At 43.9% G+C, this 18,119-nt stretch carries 14 protein-coding genes; 11 read left to right on the top strand and 3 right to left on the bottom strand.

Translation table 11 applies throughout. From position 1 onward, the window contains the following. Nucleotides 1-10: 10 nt before the first annotated feature. The 5 genes from yhbH to BLR82_RS15765 all read left to right on the top strand — a co-directional run bounded on the left by yhbH (nt 11) and on the right by BLR82_RS15765 (nt 6,288). On the top strand, nt 11-1,171 hold the full coding sequence (yhbH, locus tag BLR82_RS15785) for a sporulation protein YhbH (RefSeq protein WP_074600445.1): 1,161 nt from the start codon (nt 11-13) through the stop codon (nt 1,169-1,171). Between the two features lie 274 nt (nt 1,172-1,445). Further along, nucleotides 1,446-1,919, top strand: coding sequence for a DinB family protein (locus tag BLR82_RS15780; protein ID WP_074600444.1), 474 nt, complete (start codon nt 1,446-1,448; stop codon nt 1,917-1,919). A 407-nt stretch (nt 1,920-2,326) separates the two neighbouring features. Beyond that, a complete protein-coding gene (locus BLR82_RS15775) occupies nt 2,327-2,848 on the top strand; it encodes a hypothetical protein (RefSeq protein WP_074600443.1) in 522 nt (173 codons plus the stop codon). A gap of 435 nt (nt 2,849-3,283) precedes the next feature. Further along, a complete protein-coding gene (locus BLR82_RS15770; RefSeq protein WP_074600572.1) occupies nt 3,284-4,474 on the top strand; it encodes a NupC/NupG family nucleoside CNT transporter in 1,191 nt (396 codons plus the stop codon). A gap of 383 nt (nt 4,475-4,857) precedes the next feature. Further along, nucleotides 4,858-6,288 carry an aldehyde dehydrogenase family protein gene (locus BLR82_RS15765; protein WP_074600442.1) on the top strand — a complete coding sequence of 477 codons (1,431 nt, stop codon included), beginning with the start codon at nt 4,858-4,860 and terminating at the stop codon, nt 6,286-6,288. 69 nt (nt 6,289-6,357) lie between these two features. Here the strand turns inward: BLR82_RS15765 and BLR82_RS15760 are convergent, their stop codons facing one another. Then, on the bottom strand, nt 6,358-7,755 hold the full coding sequence (locus BLR82_RS15760; RefSeq protein WP_281242225.1) for an MATE family efflux transporter: 1,398 nt from the start codon (nt 7,753-7,755) through the stop codon (nt 6,358-6,360). Between the two features lie 90 nt (nt 7,756-7,845). Between BLR82_RS15760 and BLR82_RS15755 the strand changes: the two genes are divergently transcribed. After that, nucleotides 7,846-8,931 (top strand): undecaprenyldiphospho-muramoylpentapeptide beta-N-acetylglucosaminyltransferase, encoded by a 1,086-nt coding sequence (locus tag BLR82_RS15755; protein ID WP_074600440.1) that lies wholly within the window; start codon nt 7,846-7,848, stop codon nt 8,929-8,931. A 268-nt stretch (nt 8,932-9,199) separates the two neighbouring features. On the opposite strand, the gene BLR82_RS15750 is transcribed toward BLR82_RS15755, so the two are convergent. Then, a complete protein-coding gene (locus BLR82_RS15750; protein WP_074600439.1) occupies nt 9,200-12,304 on the bottom strand; it encodes an MMPL family transporter in 3,105 nt (1,034 codons plus the stop codon). 45 nt (nt 12,305-12,349) lie between these two features. Further along, nucleotides 12,350-12,790, bottom strand: a complete 441-nt coding sequence (locus BLR82_RS15745) for a MarR family winged helix-turn-helix transcriptional regulator (RefSeq protein WP_083334899.1) — start codon at nt 12,788-12,790, stop codon at nt 12,350-12,352. 187 nt (nt 12,791-12,977) lie between these two features. Here BLR82_RS15745 and BLR82_RS15740 point away from each other — a divergent pair, with 187 nt between their 5' ends. From BLR82_RS15740 to BLR82_RS15720, 5 genes are all read left to right on the top strand, one after another. Then, nucleotides 12,978-13,307 (top strand): hypothetical protein, encoded by a 330-nt coding sequence (locus BLR82_RS15740; RefSeq protein WP_074600438.1) that lies wholly within the window; start codon nt 12,978-12,980, stop codon nt 13,305-13,307. Nucleotides 13,308-13,848: 541 nt separating this feature from the next. After that, nucleotides 13,849-14,862 (top strand): ABC transporter substrate-binding protein, encoded by a 1,014-nt coding sequence (locus tag BLR82_RS15735; RefSeq protein WP_074600437.1) that lies wholly within the window; start codon nt 13,849-13,851, stop codon nt 14,860-14,862. 175 nt (nt 14,863-15,037) lie between these two features. After that, nucleotides 15,038-15,895 (top strand): ABC transporter permease, encoded by an 858-nt coding sequence (locus BLR82_RS15730; protein ID WP_074600436.1) that lies wholly within the window; start codon nt 15,038-15,040, stop codon nt 15,893-15,895. Then, nucleotides 15,895-17,106, top strand: coding sequence for a quaternary amine ABC transporter ATP-binding protein (locus BLR82_RS15725; RefSeq protein ID WP_074600435.1), 1,212 nt, complete (start codon nt 15,895-15,897; stop codon nt 17,104-17,106). Before BLR82_RS15730 ends, BLR82_RS15725 begins: the two co-directional genes overlap by 1 nt. Before the next feature lie 172 nt (nt 17,107-17,278). Further along, nucleotides 17,279-18,106, top strand: coding sequence for an aldo/keto reductase (locus BLR82_RS15720; protein ID WP_074600434.1), 828 nt, complete (start codon nt 17,279-17,281; stop codon nt 18,104-18,106). Nucleotides 18,107-18,119 lie beyond the last annotated feature (13 nt).

The raw sequence follows: 18,119 nt of genomic DNA, 5'->3' as shown, positions 1-18,119 counted from the left end.
AGGGTAATAGATGGCTGATTCGAAGAATTTTGTGATTTCCGAAGAAGATTGGTCCCTCCATAGAAAAGGGTTCGATGACCAGAAGCGCCACCAAGACAAAGTCCAGGACGTATTACGGAAAAAGCTGCCTGATTTAATAACGGAAGAGAATATCATTATGTCCCGGGGGAAGGATATGGTGCGGATTCCGATCCGTTCCCTCGATGAATATAAAATCCGTTACAGCCAGGATAAAAACAAACATGCAGGGCAGGGTGACGGTGATAGCAATGTGGGGGATGTCGTGGCAAGCGACGGCAGGCCACAGAAAGCCGCCGGAAATGACTCGGGTGCCGGTGACCAGGCAGGGCATGACTATTATGAAGCGGAGGTTTCTTTTGAGGAATTGGAAGAAGCCTTTTTTCATCAACTGGAGCTGCCCAACCTGCAAGAAAAGGAAAAAGACAATATCGTTACCTCTCATTTTGAATTCCGGGATATCCGAAAAAAGGGGCTGACCGGCAATATCGACAAAAAGCGATCGATGCTGGAAGCTTACAAGCGCAATGCAATGGCCGGCAAATCAGGATTCAATCCGATTTATCCGGAGGACCTCCGTTATAAAACGTGGGATGATATCGAAAAGCCGGAATCCAAGGCTGTCGTGTTGGCAATGATGGATACGAGTGGATCGATGGGATTGTTTGAAAAATACGTGGCGAGGAGCTTCTTTTTCTGGATGGCCAAATTCCTGCGTTCCAAATATGAAACGGTGGACATCGAATTTATCGCCCATCACACCGAAGCAAAGGTAGTGGATGAGGAATCGTTTTTCACGAAAGGGGAAAGCGGGGGGACCATTTGCTCTTCCGCCTATCGAAAGGCATTGGAAATCATTGATTCCAAGTATCCACCGGAACAGTATAACATTTATCCTTTCCATTTCTCAGACGGTGATAATCTGACATCTGATAACCGGAGATGTGTGACGCTTGTCGAGGAATTAATTGAAAAATCAAGTATGTTCGGCTATGGGGAAGTCAATCAGTACAACCGCCATTCTACTTTAATGCAAGTCTACAATAAAATAGAATCACCGAAATTTCGCTATTATATTCTCAGGAAAAAAGCAGATGTATTTTATGCGATGAAGCGTTTTTTTAACAACCAACAGGAAGAGGTTCTCTCTTAGAAAGTCAAAAAAGTTACCTTAAGTAGGTATTTTTTGGAGAAACACACGATAGAAGACCGAATCGTATATGATTTGGTCTTCTGTTTTTTTCTAATAAGCTGGTTGAACGAACGGGTTAGTTTAGTGTAACAGCAGTGATTAACTAATGATCTCCAGTCGCACAATTGTTGAATTAGAAAAGGATTTTAATGAGATTTAAAGAAATTAGTAATAAAGTCGATGGAAAGTTGTATTAAAAGAATCTCTGAACCTTTATAAAAAAGGAGATAAAAGTATGAAACATGTTAAAGAGGTTTTATTAGATCAGTTTTTGGCAAATACGAATGACCCTAGCTGGTATCCACCATTTATTGAAACAGTTGAAAATTTATCAGAGGAAGAAGCATTTTGGAAGCCTGCCGATGAGAGTCATAGTATTGCTGAAATCGTACAGCATCTAATTTACTGGAATGAAACATGGCAAATAAGGTATCAAAGATCTGATGTGAAAGCAGTTCCCTTTATTGGAGATAATAATAAAAGTTTCGTTGTTCCTGAAAATAAAAGGTTTATGGAGTTAAGAAATCGGCTAGTAGTGGTGCTGTTACAATGGCAGGATTTATTATCCGAGGAACAACTCAAAAGTGATGTCAATGGATTTCCTGTATCAGCAAAATGGTATGAGTTACTTGGTAATGCTATTACACATAACGCCTATCATATTGGTCAAATTGTATATATTCGGAAGTTGCAAAAAAGCAGATTTTAGTAACATATAATATTGTTTAGTAAGTCTTTAATAAAAACTTCCGGACTAGCAAGGTACATTTGTAGCGGGTTTTTCGATGGGTGGATATGCGTTGCAAAAGATGTGATATACACCCAGACCAAACACTTCTGAAAAAATGCTGGAAGAAAGGTCTCTCACTGAAGAGTAATTTTGGACTTGTAACCGCACTGCAGTGCTTAGATGTCACCTGAAAAAGTGTTGTAGTGGGTGCCGCTTAAATAGCGAATCATGACGGGAGGTGCCTGGACTGGTATCTTCTGTTTTTGCTGTTTAAGGGAAAGCTGCAAATGGCCAGGTTATTCTAAAAATCGGGGATATTTCGCTAAAACCATTTAGCTGGTATGGAATAAATGGTAAAATGGTGGAAAAAAAGGAGGATCATTCTGTTGTCGCCATTGCATTTTTTTCTACCACGAATATTGCTACTTTTGTCCTTGCTGCTATTTCTGGCCTCATGTCAGCAGTCATCCTCCATTCCAGAAGGGTTTTATGATTACCAAAAAGAAAAGGCAGAAAGTGCAGCGGCGGAGCTATCGTTTAACCCGGATTTACCGGAATACGTGCCGATGGAAGTCGCTTTCCTGGTGTCAGACCGCTATTACCTGAAAGACAATGAGAACGAGGCACTGGATATTAGTTTCTATACACAGGAAAATGATTTGCTGTCTATCCAATTTATGGAGGGTGACATCGATACAGGACTTGTCGAAGCAGAAACAGTTACCATCGATGACCAGCTGGAGGGTAAATATGTCGACAATTCGTTTGCAAAAATACTCAGCTGGAAGCGGGATGGCGTTACCTACAAAATGTCTTATCGGGAAAATACATTAGGGGTCAGCCAACAACAAAGAAATGACGTGTCCAAACAAGATTTAGTACAGGTAGCTCATTCCTTTCATTCCTAAAAAGAAATCAGCCAATGATTTCTTTTTTTACTTTTCGGGGGTGTTTTTGGGGTCAGTCCCTCCCCTCGTAATACGAGGGGAGGGACTGACCCCAAAAACAGGATTTTATCCGGTTATCGGATGGCCTTTTGGGGAAGAAATAAACCTAACTAACGGTGACAAGAGAAAAATGTCGAAAATTACACTTGCATGACGTCTGACAAGCTGTTAAAATCCATAATTGGGAAACAAGGACTGAAAGCATTTTCATTTTAGGTGCATAACTGGAAAAACATGGTGAGTTTTTGAGGCGGGAGGCCTCCTTTCTATTACTTGAAGGGAGCCGAATATCACCGAAATTCCAGGGATGCAGTGGTTTTCATGTCTCATGATAAGCGGATCAGAAGCTGCCCGATGGCACATGTTCCGCTAAAGACTTTAAGGGAGGCTCATGCCGTGGATATTCTTCTTGGTTTGCTGGCAATTGTTATCATCCTCGGGATTTCATTTTTATTGTCCAATGACCGCAGCAACATAAATTATAAAGGGATAGCAATCATGCTGATCGCACAGATGGTTACCACTTGGTTTATGTTTAAAACCAAAATTGGTGAGTGGGTGATCACAGGTATTTCTGATGGCTTCAATAAGCTGATTGATTTCGGAATGGAAGGGATCAATTTCGTCGTAGGCGGTTTAATGATTGAAGATGGAGGCAGCGTGTTTTTCTTCAATGTGCTGCTGTTGATTGTCTTCTTCTCTACTATTTTGGCGGTACTTACACATTTGAAGATATTGCCGACCATCATCAAGTATTTCGGCGGGTTCCTATCGTATATTACGGGACTGCCTAAAGTGGAATCGTTCAACGCTGTTAATAGTATCTTTTTCGGACAGTCGGAGGCATTGATTGCGATTAAATCGCAGTTCCATCATCTCAGTGACAATCGTCTTTATATAGTCAGTGCTTCGGCGATGGGTTCTGTTTCCGCGTCAATCGTCGGTGCTTATATTCAAATGCTACCGGCACAATATGTATTGGTTGCACTGCCGTTGAATATGTTCAGTTCACTGATTATCGCATCTATGATTGCACCAGTAAAAGTGGACAAGCAGGACGACAGGGTCGATATCAAGGAAGTATCAGATTCAAAAAGTATTTTTGAGGCAATGGGTAACGGAGCGCTTGATGGTGGCCGAATCGCTTTGATCGTGGCTGCCATGCTGATCGCATTCATTGCTTCTCTGGAACTGGTCAACTGGATAATCCAGGCAATTTTCGCAGGTGTAACCCTTCAGCAGATTCTCGGGTACATTTTAGCTCCAATCGGATTCTTGATGGGAATTGCACCTGGAGAGTTGATTCAAGCAGGCGGAATCATGGGTACCAAAATCGTTACCAATGAATTTGTCGCAATGCTGGAATTACAACCGGTAGTAGACTCACTTTCCGAAAAAACGGTCGGAATTGTTACGGTGTTCCTGACCAGCTTCGCCAACTTCTCTTCCATCGGTATCATCGCAGGTACTGTGCAGGCAATTGATTCGAAGAAAGCCGTTGCGGTTTCAAAATTTGGTCTCAAATTGCTTTTAGGGGCAACACTGGGTTCGATTCTTTCTGCAACGATGGCAGGGTTGTTCTTGTAATTTAATAAGGAAAGGTATCCTTAAGATACCAAGGCTGTCGGGACCGCTCGGCAGCCTTTTTTATTGAAATTTATCAGTTAGGGGCTGAACACAATTTCCCTTTTGGCTTTAGTAATTCCTTATACATTCTGTACAAGAAACTACCTTGTAACTGACTATCTGCTTGCTATTTTAACCTTTTTTCAATCATATCGGCAGTAGTGTCAGGAAAAGGGTTCTTTCTGTAGGCTAAGTGCATACCGGATAAAGTAATAAGTCAATTGAGTAAAAGAATTCAACCATAAGAAGAAGTTCCCAAACAGAACAATTAATCATCGGCGACGTTTATTATACAATGAGAGTGGAATGAAAAGTAATATCACGACAAAGAAAGGACGTTGTCTATGTCGGAACAATACAAGTTGTATATCAACGGCCAGTGGATAGAGACCGATGAAACTCAGAATGTGCTCGATAAATATTCGCAAAACACGTATGCGACCGTGTACAAAGCAGGGGAAAAACAGGTCGACCAAGCAATTTCCAGTGCAGAATCTGCCTTTCAAAACCACCAACTGTCTCCTTATCAACGATATGAGATATTGAAAAAAGTCAGTGAATTACTTTCAAAAAATAAAGAGGATTTGGCTCAAACGATTACCAGAGAAGCAGGGAAACCGTTAAAGCAGGCCCGAACAGAAATCGACCGCAGCTCGCAAACCTTTGAGGTAGCAGCGGAAGAGGCCAAACGAATCAGCGGTGAAGGGGTACCGGTCGAAGCTGCACCTGGTTCGGAAAACCGAATGGCATTCACCATCCGTGTACCGGTCGGTGTGGTCGGTGCTATCAGTCCGTTCAACTTCCCGTTGAATTTGGTTTCGCATAAGGTAGCTCCTGCTATTGCGGCCGGCAACGCAGTTGTTTTAAAACCAGCAAGCGCTACCCCGATCACCTCTTTGAAACTAGCTGAGTTGTTTGAAGAGGCAGGACTTCCAGCCGGTTTGTTCAATGTTATCGTTGGCTCCGGTTCCGTGGTAGGTCAACAAATGATGGAGGACGACCGTATCCAGCTATATACGTTTACCGGGAGCGCCAAAGTCGGATTGAAGTTGAAGCAGACGACCGGTTTGAATAAACTTATCCTGGAACTCGGCAATAACTCGCCGGTGATTGTCGATAAGGAAGCAGATGTCGAGCAGGCTGCAAATAACATTGCACAAAAAGGATTTGCATTTGCCGGTCAGGTTTGTATATCAGTCCAGCGGGTGTATGTCCATGAAGAAATCAAGGAATCCTTTCAGAAGAAGTTGTTAGATGCCGTCAAATCGTTGAATGTCGGCGATCCTAACGACCCGGATACCGACGTTGGTCCAATGATTGCTGAAACGGAAGCAGAACGAGCGGAACAGTGGGTAAAAGAGGCAGTTGACAACGGAGCCGAACTGTTAACTGGTGGCGAACGAAACGGACCGGTTTTTCAACCGACCGTCGTCAATAATGTGAAAAAAGACATGAAGGTCGTCTGTGAAGAAATTTTCGCACCGGTAATCAGTTTAATCAGTTACAGTAATCTTGATGACTGCATCGCTGAAGTGAATGAATCACCTTATGGTTTACAGGGGGGCATTTTCACACAAAATCTGGATAGAGCATTTTACGCTGCCAGAAAAGTAGAAGTCGGCGGACTGATGATCAATGACTCTTCCCAATACCGCGTTGATTTGATGCCATATGGTGGCGTGAAAGACAGTGGATCAGGAAAAGAAGGTCCGAAGTATTCGATTGAAGAAATGACCAATGAACGCTTGATCGTATTGAATTTAAAAAACGGCTGATTATGCAGGGAAAACCAGAAAAGAGCTGTTCCAATTGGACAGCTCTTTTTTGAAGGAGAAAGACTTTTGTTATGCATCCGCAAGTTGACGAGAAAGCTTGCGCTGCAGAAAAACGAGCCTGCCGTATAAGGTGACGGCCCCTGCGCTTAATCCGATGATAATGCCCATCCAGTAGCCGAAAGGACCGAAATCGGTGAAATGAGCTAGAAGCCAGCCGCTCGGAAGGCCGATGAGCCAGTAGGATATGAGCGCCATAACCAGAGTGATGTTGACATCTTTATAGCCACGCAATGCGCCTTGCAACGGGGCCCCGACAGCGTCAGCAAACTGAAAGAAAATCGCATAAAAAATAAACTGTTTCGTCAGGGCGATGACATCCGGATTGTCATTATACAGCCGGGCCACGGTGTCATCGAGCGTATATAAAATCAATCCGGCAAAAAAGGAAATTGCAATGCCGCAGCTGAGACCGATGTACGAGTACACCTTAGCGTCATGCATCCTTCTGCCGCCTATTTCAAATCCAACGGCAATTGTTAAGGCCATCGCAATACTAAGCGGAATCATATATAAATAGGATGCAAAGTTGATTGCTGCCTGGTGAGCGGCAATCGTTTCCGTGCTGTAGACACTCATCAACAGGGTGACAGCTGCAAAGATGCTTGTTTCAAAAAAGATGGCAAAACCAATCGGAACGCCGATCCGCAGCTGTTCCCACCAAGCGTGCAGGGATGGTCTCCTCCAGTTTGTGAAAATTGCATAAAACCGGAACGGCTTGTATCGGTAGATAACCCACACCGCTACAGCAGAGGAAATCCAGTAAGTCAACGACGAGGCAATACCGGCACCTATACCGCCTAGGGCGGGCATGCCTAACCGCCCGAAAATGAACATGTAGTTAAATAGAATGTTTAGCGGCAACGATAGGAGGATAATCACCATTGATGTTCTTGTCTGACCGAGCGCATCGATAAAACACCGAAGTAAGTTGAATAGAAACAAAGGGATGATTCCTGTAGCCAACGCTGCTAAATAAAACTTAGCTACATGGGCGACTTCTGCTTCTAAATCCATCCGATTGAGAATGGGATCGACAACAAAGAAGCCAATGATGGTGACAACTGCAGCCAAACCGATTGATAAATAGATTCCCTGCCGGACAATTTCCGGGACATCCTTTTCTTTTCCTCCTCCGACTAATTGGGAGACGATTGGAGACAAAGCAAGCAAGATCCCGTTTATTCCGGTGAAAATCGGAACCCACAGGTTAGAGCCGATCGCAACACCGGCCAAGTCCGCAGTACCAAATTTTCCAGACATCACGGTATCAAAAAAATTCATGGCATATAAGCTTAACTGGGTAATTAAAATGGGAATAAGAATTACTAGGAATAACTTTAGTTTTTGTTGTAAAGAATTTGTCCGGTACATACTGCTCTTCCTTTTTACATAAATTTCGATTAGGATAGAGAGGATTATAGCATATTCCCGATGATTATTATACTTAGGGTCCTTATGGATAAAACACTATGTACAGAAAGAGAGAGGAATTAACATATGAGTGACAAACGGATATTATTTACGGGTGGCGGTACCGCCGGCCATGTCATCGTTAACCTTGCAGTCATTCCCCATTTTCAAAAAGAGGGATGGAAAATAGATTATATCGGTTCGAAAAACGGTATTGAAAAAGAGCTGATCAGCCGACTGGACAACGTAGAATACCATGAAATATCGACAGGCAAGCTGCGTCGATATTTTTCGAAAGAAAACTTTAAGGATCCTTTCAAAGTATTGAAGGGAGTACTGCAATCTTATCGGATTATCGGAAAGCGCAAACCATCGGTCATTTTTTCAAAAGGTGGATTCGTCTCTGTACCGGTGCTTGCAGCGGGCTGGCTGCGAAAAACGCCTGCAGTAATCCATGAATCGGACTATACGCCCGGTCTAGCCAATAAGCTGGCCATTCCTTTTGCCAAGAAAGTACTGACCACATTCCCGGAAACGATCCAATACCTCCCGGAAACCAAAGCGGAATGGATCGGGGCGGTAGTACGCGATGAATTGTTCCAGGGCAACAGGGAAAAAGGTCTGGCTATCGCCAATTTAGACAACAGTAAACCAGTGTTGTTGATCATGGGGGGAAGCGGTGGCTCTGCCAAAATCAATGAATCAGTCCGTGGGAATTTGGATGAGCTGCTTGAGGAGTATCAAATCATTCATATTTGCGGAAAGAATAATGTGGAACATTCCATCAAAAGAGAGGGTTATTCGCAATTTGAGTATGTGAATGAAGAACTGAGCGATTTGTTTGCCGCAACCGATTTTGTCTTATCCAGGGCAGGGTCCAATGCTATCTTTGAGTTCCTCGCTTTGCGAAAACCGATGTTGCTTGTACCGCTTTCCCGGAATGCCAGCCGGGGAGATCAAATCCTAAACGCCAAGTCCTTTCAAAAGCAAGGATATGCCCACATGGTCGAGGAAGAGGAATTGTCAGGCGACAGGCTAGTAAAGGAGCTGAAGCGGCTGAAGGAAGAGAAGGCGACGGTTCTCCGTCATATGCGCAATTATGAAAGTCGTGAGGCAAAGCAGCAGGTTATATCAACAATCAAACAAGCAGGCCGCATCGGCAGCCAAAAATAAAGATGTGTAAGAACATCATCTAACCCTCCATGAAAAAACTTATGGTAGCAGGATAAGAAGGAATAATCTTGCAGGTTTGAGTAAAAATATAAAAAAGAAAAACCGAACGAGTTCGAATAGATTTCGAACATCGTTCGGTTTTCTTTTTGGCAACGATGCTTTTGATCCAGCTCTTTTAGAACTCGATTTCTTGGGAAGAAAGGCACCTTGCGCTTTTCAATTGTTCAGCTTCAGCGCCTGCCTTAACAAGTTGCTGAAGTTTTTCTCTTTATTCTTCTTGTTTACGGTGGAATGGCCACCAGTTCCCTTGTTTGAACAGCCGTACCATAATTGGAATAAATAGTGGCAGCATGATCACGGCGTATAAAAACAATCCTGTAAGGACTACCGTGGCGATTTGCAGCAAGGATAACACACCGGCTGGCATCATTGCGCTGAAGGTTCCTCCCAGAATTACTGCAGCAGAGATGATGACTGTTCCCATATTTTTCATGGCAGATAACAAGGCATCCTTGATCGTCATGTCTCTGTTTTCGTTAAAACGGTCCATCAGGAAGATACTGTAGTCGATTCCTAATGCAATCAGAATGACGAAAGCAAAGAACGGAACTGCCCAGCTAATGCCTTCATAATCAAGGATGTTGACGAAGATAATTTCGGCAATTCCCATGGATGTATAGTAGGTTAATACAAGCGAACCAATCAGGTAAATCGGCATAACCAGAGAACGGAGCAGGATGACCAGAATAATGAAAATTCCCGCCAACATAAAGATAACGGTACGTGAATAGTCCTGATTGGAAATTTCCTGCAAGTCATGGTTTGTGCTGCTTACTCCACCAATGGAAATTTTTGAATCCGCAAAAATTGTTCCATCATTCGCCTCGTCCACAGCATCCTCTAAATCTCCGATAAAGTTAACCGACTCGGTCGAGTATGGATTGTTGCTCAATACCACTTCAAAAGTCGTAATCCTTTTATCTTCTGACAGATATGGTTCAATGCCTTCTTGAAAGTCTTCGTTTTCAATGGCTTCTTCCGGTATGTTGATCGTCGGTTGTTGTTTGGCGGTTGAGAATTCATCCAAATAGCTTTGTACTTCCGTCAGGCCGTCGGATATTTGTACCAATCCGTCCGATCCTTCATGAAGTCCGTCTGCCAGCTCAGAAAGCTGGGCCTGCATGTCGCTGAAAGCGCCCTTCAGTTCTTCCTGGCCGCCGTAAATTTCGGTCAACCCTTCCTGCAGGCTCGGGATATTGTTGACGACTTGCTGTTGTCCGTCAGAAGCCTGGTTCAGTCCTGATTGAAGTTCACCGACAGCATTGCTCAACTGAGAAAGACCGTCAGCTAATTGTTCTTGCCCATCGATTGTACTGGTAAACCCTTGATTTGCTTCCTGTAAACCGGCTAGAACTTGATTTTCAAGCTTGTTGTTTAAACCGGCTAAACCAGGCTGGTTATCGGTTCCCTGTACGACAGCGGCCAACTGGTCTTTTGCTTTTTGGAAATCTGGATCTTGGGAAAGGGCTGGATTGTTTTGTTCAGCAGAGTCCAGGCTTTGTAAGGAGCTGGCAAGTACTTGCTCCATAGATTGATAGCCTTGCATCAGGGAGTTCAATCCCTGTTCCAATCCTTGATAACCATTCAGCAGTTCCCGATTCCCATCGATTGTTTGCTGAAGATTGGCTTGGATTGTTTCCAAATTGCTTTGAATCTCTGCAGCTCCTTGAGCCCCTGATGCAATTCCGGATTGAATCTCGGCCAATGCCGATTGCATCTCGCCAATCCCGTTATTGGCTTGTTGGGTACCATTCATCAACCCATCTACCCCGGCCTCGGCCTCTTCCAACTTTGGCTGGGATTTTTCAAGCTGATCTGCTGCATCGGTGAAACCAGACTCAATTTCATCAATCCCGTCGGTGCTTTCACCGATTCCGTCACTAAGCTGATCTGTTTGGCTATCGACCGTGAAATCTTCGATCACTTCACCGGCAGGGCGAGTTGCGCTTCGTACGGAATCGACTCCCTCCAGAGCCGCGATGTGCTGGGAAAGTAGCTCGATATCCTGGTAATCTTCCGGTGATTCGATTTGTTTATCGGTTTGCAGTACTACGGTGGCAGGCATTGCCTGGCCAGGTCCTACAGAATCTGCAATCCAGTTAAAGGCCTGTACAGAGCCATAGTCATCGCCGATTTCCTCTAAAGAGTTATAGGATTTTTGTCCGTTGTATGCAATCACACTTGGTATGGTGATGACCAAAATGATCAATAAAGAAATTAGCGGCCGTGTCCAGGCGAAAGTGCCAACATGGCCCCACAGTTTACTCTCCTTGTGGGAAACGTTTTTATCAAACGGCCAGAACAGCTTCCTGCCAAGAACGACGAGGAAAAATGGTACAAGTGTGGCTAAAGCAATCAAAACGACTGCGACCCCGACTGCAACTGCGACTGCAGATTGGTAGAGAGAAAAGGTTGAAAAGCCGATTGTCGAGAAACCGATCAAAACAGCCAGACCGGCAAAGAATATCGTTTTCCCTGCTGCTTTATATGTGGCCATCACAGCTTCTTTGGTCGTTTCGTGATGCGCTAGTTCTTCTTTAAACCGGCTGATCAGCAAAATACAGTAATCTGTTCCTATTCCAAACATGACGGCGACCATGAAAATTTGCGTAAAGTTTGAAAGCGGGAAATCGACCGTGTCTGCTAGAATCGACACAATTCCCTGAGCAGCCAAATAACTGATTCCAACTGTTAGCAGTGGGATAAAAGGTGCTACCACCGACCGGAAAACTAAAAAGAGAATAATCAGGATAATCGCTACGGTGATATATTCGGTTTTCTTCAACCCTTCCTGGGAATTGACCATAATATCATCGGAAATATATGTTTCCCCGGTCAAGTAATGTTCGATCTGTATGGAGGAGGTTGCCTGATAAATTGCTTCCCGTGATTCTTGAACTTCACGATCGGCAAGCGATACGTTCATAGGTACCATGATGGTCGTTCCATCATCCGAAATGACTTGTGCTTCAATCTCTTCGCTATCTTCAAACGACATCACTTCTGAAATTCCCAGTTCTGACTCGCGATCTTGAAGACTGCTGATGCCATCGGCAATTTCCTGCTTTTGGTTATCGCTGATTCCTTCGTCTTCATGGAAGACTAGGACAGCGCTCGCTGTATCCTCGTTATTATCATCTGACATTTGTTCCAGCAGTTCGCCTGCTCTCGAAGAGGAGTATCCATCCGGAACCCCTATTTGCCCCTTATCACGGACTAAATCCTGCAAGTTTGGAGAGAACACCAATAAACAAACGGCCGCAGCAATCCAAATCACGAAAACGGCCCATCTGAGTTGAATAATTTTTCTCATTATACGAACTCCTTATAAAGTCTATTTTTGCTTGAAGTACATGTGTTACTTTTTTCTGAGAATCTGCACTAGCTTATCCAGTGTTTGAATGAATTGTCCGATTTCCTCTGGATTAAATTCAGAAAGAATTTCTCCAAGAACCTCATACAGCTTTACTAAGCCTTGGTTCATGGTACGGATCCCGGAATCGGTCAATGTTAAGTAAACAATTCTGCGGTCGTTTGCATCTCTTTCCCGATTGATGAAACCGCGTTCGACTAGGCGGTTGACTTGAGCGGTGACCGCGCTTTTCCCGATGGAAAATTCATCGGCAATGTCTGAACTGGTGCACGGTTGATTTTTATGCACGAAGCGCAGCGTGCCGAATTGGTCGGACGTCAACTCTTGATGAACCTGCTCATTCATTAATATATTGACTCTGCGATTGACTTCATTCATTGCAGAAGTGTACATATCAATCAAATCATTGAGTTCTTTATCCTGCACATTTTCACTTCCTTTTAAATGGTTTGATGGGTGAATAGTTTGATGATTGAACAATATTTAAACACGATTTCTTGGAAAAAGCAACTGATTGGCAACAAAAAATGTATGGGATAAATCGGCCGCTTGAAGGACAAGCATCAGGTTATTCCGTTATAATATAGAAAACTGTACAGAATGAGGGAATACCATGAAACCGATAATATGCCACTATTGCGGGAAACCAATAGAAAAAAGGGACCAGTTGGTAACAGCCTCCAATTGGCTGCGGGTTCGTCCATACCATTACGTTTGTTTTGAGGAAGTGGAAAAGGAGTCGTCGACCATTTATAACAGCTGGACACCGTTGAACGGACCAGCTGGGAATATAACGGCTGCAATCATGGCTGTGTTGGCCGGATGGCTGCTTCTGACGGATACTTGGGGCCTTGCAGGAAGCTTGATCGGCTTTCTTGCTTTGTATCGTGTCTTGATTCGACTCGCTGCCCTAATCGGATTTGAAAGAAAAGTACCTGCTTAAATACCAGGTTTAGTGCAGGGGCAGACAGGGTAAAAAGTAAAGAATGGATTTTGCTTTTTACCCTGAATTGGCTGAAAAATCGAGCATATCTAACAAAAACGCTAAAAACTCCCTTTATTTGCCCACAACCGACATCCTTCGACACTCTTCGTTAATTAGTACCTTCTAGCCGGTTTGGGTTTTCTGTTTGGTTCGGATAGAATGGAATATGTTGTCCATTGACGGCATTTTAATTTTATGATTTGGAAATGTGTGTTGTTTGAATGACGCCATTTCAACACATTTATATTCTTCACTGTCTCCTGAAGAAAGCATGTTCGTCCTCCGCATTTTATATTCTCTGAAGATTACAAAAATGTTGTATTACGCTTCATATGGTGTGCCAGCTTTTATGTTGTTTTAAGTCATTCTAGCGGGTCTATTTTTACCTGCTGTATTTGTCTGCCCGGAGGGAATGCGCTGTTTAAAAACCGAACTATAAAATTAACATGCCTGGATGTTGCATGAACGAGTAAAAAATAACCAAAAAGGGGTAAAGTTGATGAAAAAATTATTATTTTTATTGATGGCAAGTTTACTTGTGTTCTTAGCTGCCTGTGGTGGCTCTGATAGCTCGGAAAGTGATTCCGGTGGAGAAGGAAGCATTGATACGATTGTACTTGCCGACGCCGGATGGGATAGCATTCGGTTCCATAATAGTGTAGCGCAAAAGATTATTGAAAACGGTTATGGTTACGACACGGAGGTCACACCTGGGTCAACGGCCGCTACATTGCAAGGCCTTCGTGAAGGCGATATCAATGCTTACATGGAAATATGGACCGATAATGTGAAAGAAGTCTACGAAGAAGCAATTGATTCCGGCGATATAGAGAAAGTATCGACAAACTTCGATGACAACCAGCAAGGTCTTTATGTTCCTACCTACGTAATTGAAGGGGATGAGGAACGAGGCATTGAACCAATGGCACCTGACTTAAAAACAGTAGAAGATCTGAAAAACTACCCGGATGTGTTTGAAGACCCGGAAGATCCCGGAAGAGGCCGGATTTTGAATGCGCCGAGCGGCTGGGCGGTAGCCGAACAAATCGACCAGAAGTTTGAAACATATGGATTGGACGAAACAATGAACAATTTCATGCCAGGTTCTGATGCAGCAATCGTTACGTCACTAGCTGATGCTTACGAATCCGGTGAACCTTGGGTAGGTTACTACTGGTCTCCAACAGCTGTCACGGCAATGTACGACCTGACGAAGCTTGAAGAGCCGGCTTATGATGAAGAAACATGGAATGAAACAAGAGGAACCGAGTTCCCGCCAAATGATGTAGTCGTTGGTGTGCATAAGAATCTTCCAGACCAGGCACCTGAAGTTGTCGAGTTTTTAAGTAACTATGAAACAAGCAGTGCCTTGACGGAGGAAGCATTGACCTACATGAATGAAAACGATGCATCGGCAGACGAAGCTGCTGAATGGTGGATGAATGAACACGAAGACCTTTGGACGGAATGGGTGCCAGAGGACGTGGCAGAAAAAGTAAAAGAAGCACTTTAAGTAGCTGCTGACCATGTGTAAACCGGCTGCTCTCACAAAAAGCGGCAGTCGGTTTCTGTCATTAGCTGGCCGGAATCGGTCAGCTACTTTCGGTTTCAAAGACAAGTAATCGATGAAACTTGCACAAAAAAACAAATAGGTGAGGTGAAAAAACTGCTGAACAGCAGTTGTGCCGATGAATGATTTTCCAGATATTCAAAGTCATTTAGGTGACTATGTTTCTGATTTTGTCGATTTCCTGGACAACGCCCTGTCGGGTTTGTTTGATTTTATCTTTTTTATATCGTCCCGGACAATCAATGGTATCGAAGCATTCTTAGATTTTTTGCCGTGGTGGTTATTCCTTGTTCTTATCTTTTTACTTGGCTGGTATTTTAAATCTCTTTGGTCTGGATTGCTTTACACTTTCTTTATTTTTTTAGTCGGAACCTTCGGCTTATGGGAAGAAATGATGATGACGATATCGATTGTGCTGTCTGCCGTTCTTATTTGTTTGATTATTGGTATTCCCCTGGGCGTCTGGATGGCCTTTAGCAAAGGGTTTTCTACGGTAATGCGTCCGATACTGGATGCGATGCAGACGATGCCGAGTTTTGTTTACCTGATTCCTGCCATCTTTTTCTTTGGTCTAGGGAATGTATCGGCTATTTTCGCCACATTAATTTATGCACTGCCGCCGGTTATCCGGTTGACAGAACTGGCGATACGAGGCGTGGATCCGGAAGTAGTCGAATCAGCTCAGTCGTTTGGATCTTCCAGATGGCAAATGTTGACCAAAGTCCAGCTGCCACAGGCCTTGCCGACGATTATGGCCGGGGTCAATCAGACGACGATGATGGCGCTTGCAATGGTCGTAATCGCCTCGATGGTTGGTGCGCAAGGTTTGGGGGAACAGGTCTTGATTTCGATTAACCGGATCGATATAGCGCTTGGATTTGAAGCTGGTATCAGTATTGTGTTCCTGGCAATTATTATCGACCGTGTCACCGGCGGCGTAGCCGATCGGTTCCAGAAGCATAGGAGGGCGAATTAATGGCGAACATTAAAGTGAAAATCGACCACGTTTCCAAGATTTTTGGTTCCAAACCGAAATCGGTAATTCCACAGGTGAAGAGCGGTAAATCGAAAGCGGAAATACTCGAGGAGACGGGGCATACTGTCGGTGTTTATGACGCTTCGATGGAAATTGAAGAAGGGGAAATCTTCGTGATCATGGGGCTGTCGGGAAGCGGGAAATCAACGCTGATTCGCTGCTTTAACCTCTTGAATAAACCGACTGATGGTTCGATCTATGTAGATGGAGAAAATATCATTGAATACAATTCATCCCAATTAAAAAAATTCCGCCAGAATAAAATCGCCATGGTTTTTCAGCACTTCGGGTTGTTTGATCATCGTACGGTATTGGAAAATATCGAGTATGGACTGGAAATCAAAAATGTTTCTAAGGAAAAGAGACAACAAATTGCCAGAGAAAATCTGGAAGTAGTCGGACTAAAAGGCTATGAGGACAAGTATCCCGATGAGCTCTCCGGCGGTATGCAGCAACGTGTCGGCCTGGCTAGAGCCCTGGCCAATGATCCGGATATCCTGTTGATGGATGAACCGTTCAGTGCTTTGGATCCTTTAATTAGAAGGGAGATGCAACTGGAACTGTTGGATATCCAGGAACGTCTCAAAAAGACCATTATATTTATCACACATGATGTTAACGAAGCATTCAAGCTTGGTGACCGGGTAGCGGTCATGAAGGACGGGAAGGTCGTGCAAATCGGTACGCCGGAGACCATTTTGGAAAGCCCGGCTAATGATTATATATCTGATTTCATTAAAGATATCGACCGCTCGAAAATTCTTCAGGCTGAAAATGTTATGATCAAGCCGAACGCCCTTGTCTCCTTGAAAGATGGCTTAAAGGTTGCTATTAAAGAGATGGAGGAGAACGGTATATCCAGCGTCTTTGTTGTCGACCGCAGCAGGAGCTTGCAAGGTATTGTTACAATCGATGATGCCATTGAAGGTATCAAGGAAAAGAAAAGCCTGGAAGATGTGCTCAGTACAGACGTAACAACCGTCACTAAGGAAGAGTATGTCAATGACATCATTCCAAAGGCGCTCGAATCCAAATATCCGCTGGCAGTGACGAGCGGGAATGGCAGATTGGAAGGTTTCATCCTACGTGTCCATGTATTGTCTGGTCTTGTCGCGGAAGACGTTAATGAAAGCACAGAATATCACGGCTGATTACGTGAAAGAATGATTCTATTAGTACGGAAGGAATGGTGGCTTGCAGGGAACCTTTAAGGTTTCTTGCAAGCTTTTTTGTTGTAAAAAGACGATTCATGTTTCTTTTCTTCCTGTTCCTGCTTCGGTAGAATGAAAGCAGAAGCAGTCTAACATAGGAAGGGGTTAACAAATGGGATTGAAAACAATGACAAAGTTGCACAACGGCGTGGAAATTCCTTCGGTTGGTCTTGGTGTGTACAAAGTCGAAGAAGGCGAGCAGGTATATGAATCAGTCAAATCTGCCTTGGAAATCGGCTATCGCCATATCGACACGGCTTCATTTTATCAAAATGAAGAGGGGGTCGGGCGCGCTGTGAAAGACAGCGGAATCCCCCGGGAGGAAATCTTTATTACCACAAAAGTATGGAACAACGAACAAGGTTTTACGGAAACGCTGGAAGCATTTAATCGAAGTCTGACAAAGCTAGGGACAGATTATATCGATTTGTATCTGATTCATTGGCCAGTACCTAACAAATACAAGGATACATGGCGTGCTTTGGAGAAGGTGTATCGCGACGGCCAAGCTCGTGCTATTGGGGTGAGCAACTTTTTGACGCATCATTTGGACGATCTGCTTCGCGATGCGGAAATCAAACCGATGATCAATCAGATTGAACATCATCCAAAACTGGCCCAAATCGAAACAAGAAAGTTCTGCCGTGACCAGGGAATTATAGTGGAAGCTTGGTCACCGATTGGAAAAGGAACCTATTTGGATGAGCCGCTGCTTTGTGAACTGGCAGAAACGTATGGGAAAACCGCTGCCCAAATTATTCTCCGCTGGCATTACCAGAACGGGACGGTCATTATTCCGAAGTCTACCCGTGCAAGCAGACAACGAGAAAACGCAGCTATTTTTGATTTTGAGCTTTCCGGCACAGACATGGAAAGAATAGACGGTTTGGATCAAGACTATCGGCTTGGTGCACATCCGGATCATTTTAATTATGGATAAACGAAAACAGCGG

The sequence above is a fragment of the Sediminibacillus halophilus genome (assembly GCF_900103695.1).
Classification (GTDB): Bacteria; Bacillota; Bacilli; order Bacillales; family Amphibacillaceae; genus Sediminibacillus; species Sediminibacillus halophilus.
Note: the sequence above shows the minus strand (reverse complement) of the source record. Positions and strands in the feature narration are given on the sequence as shown.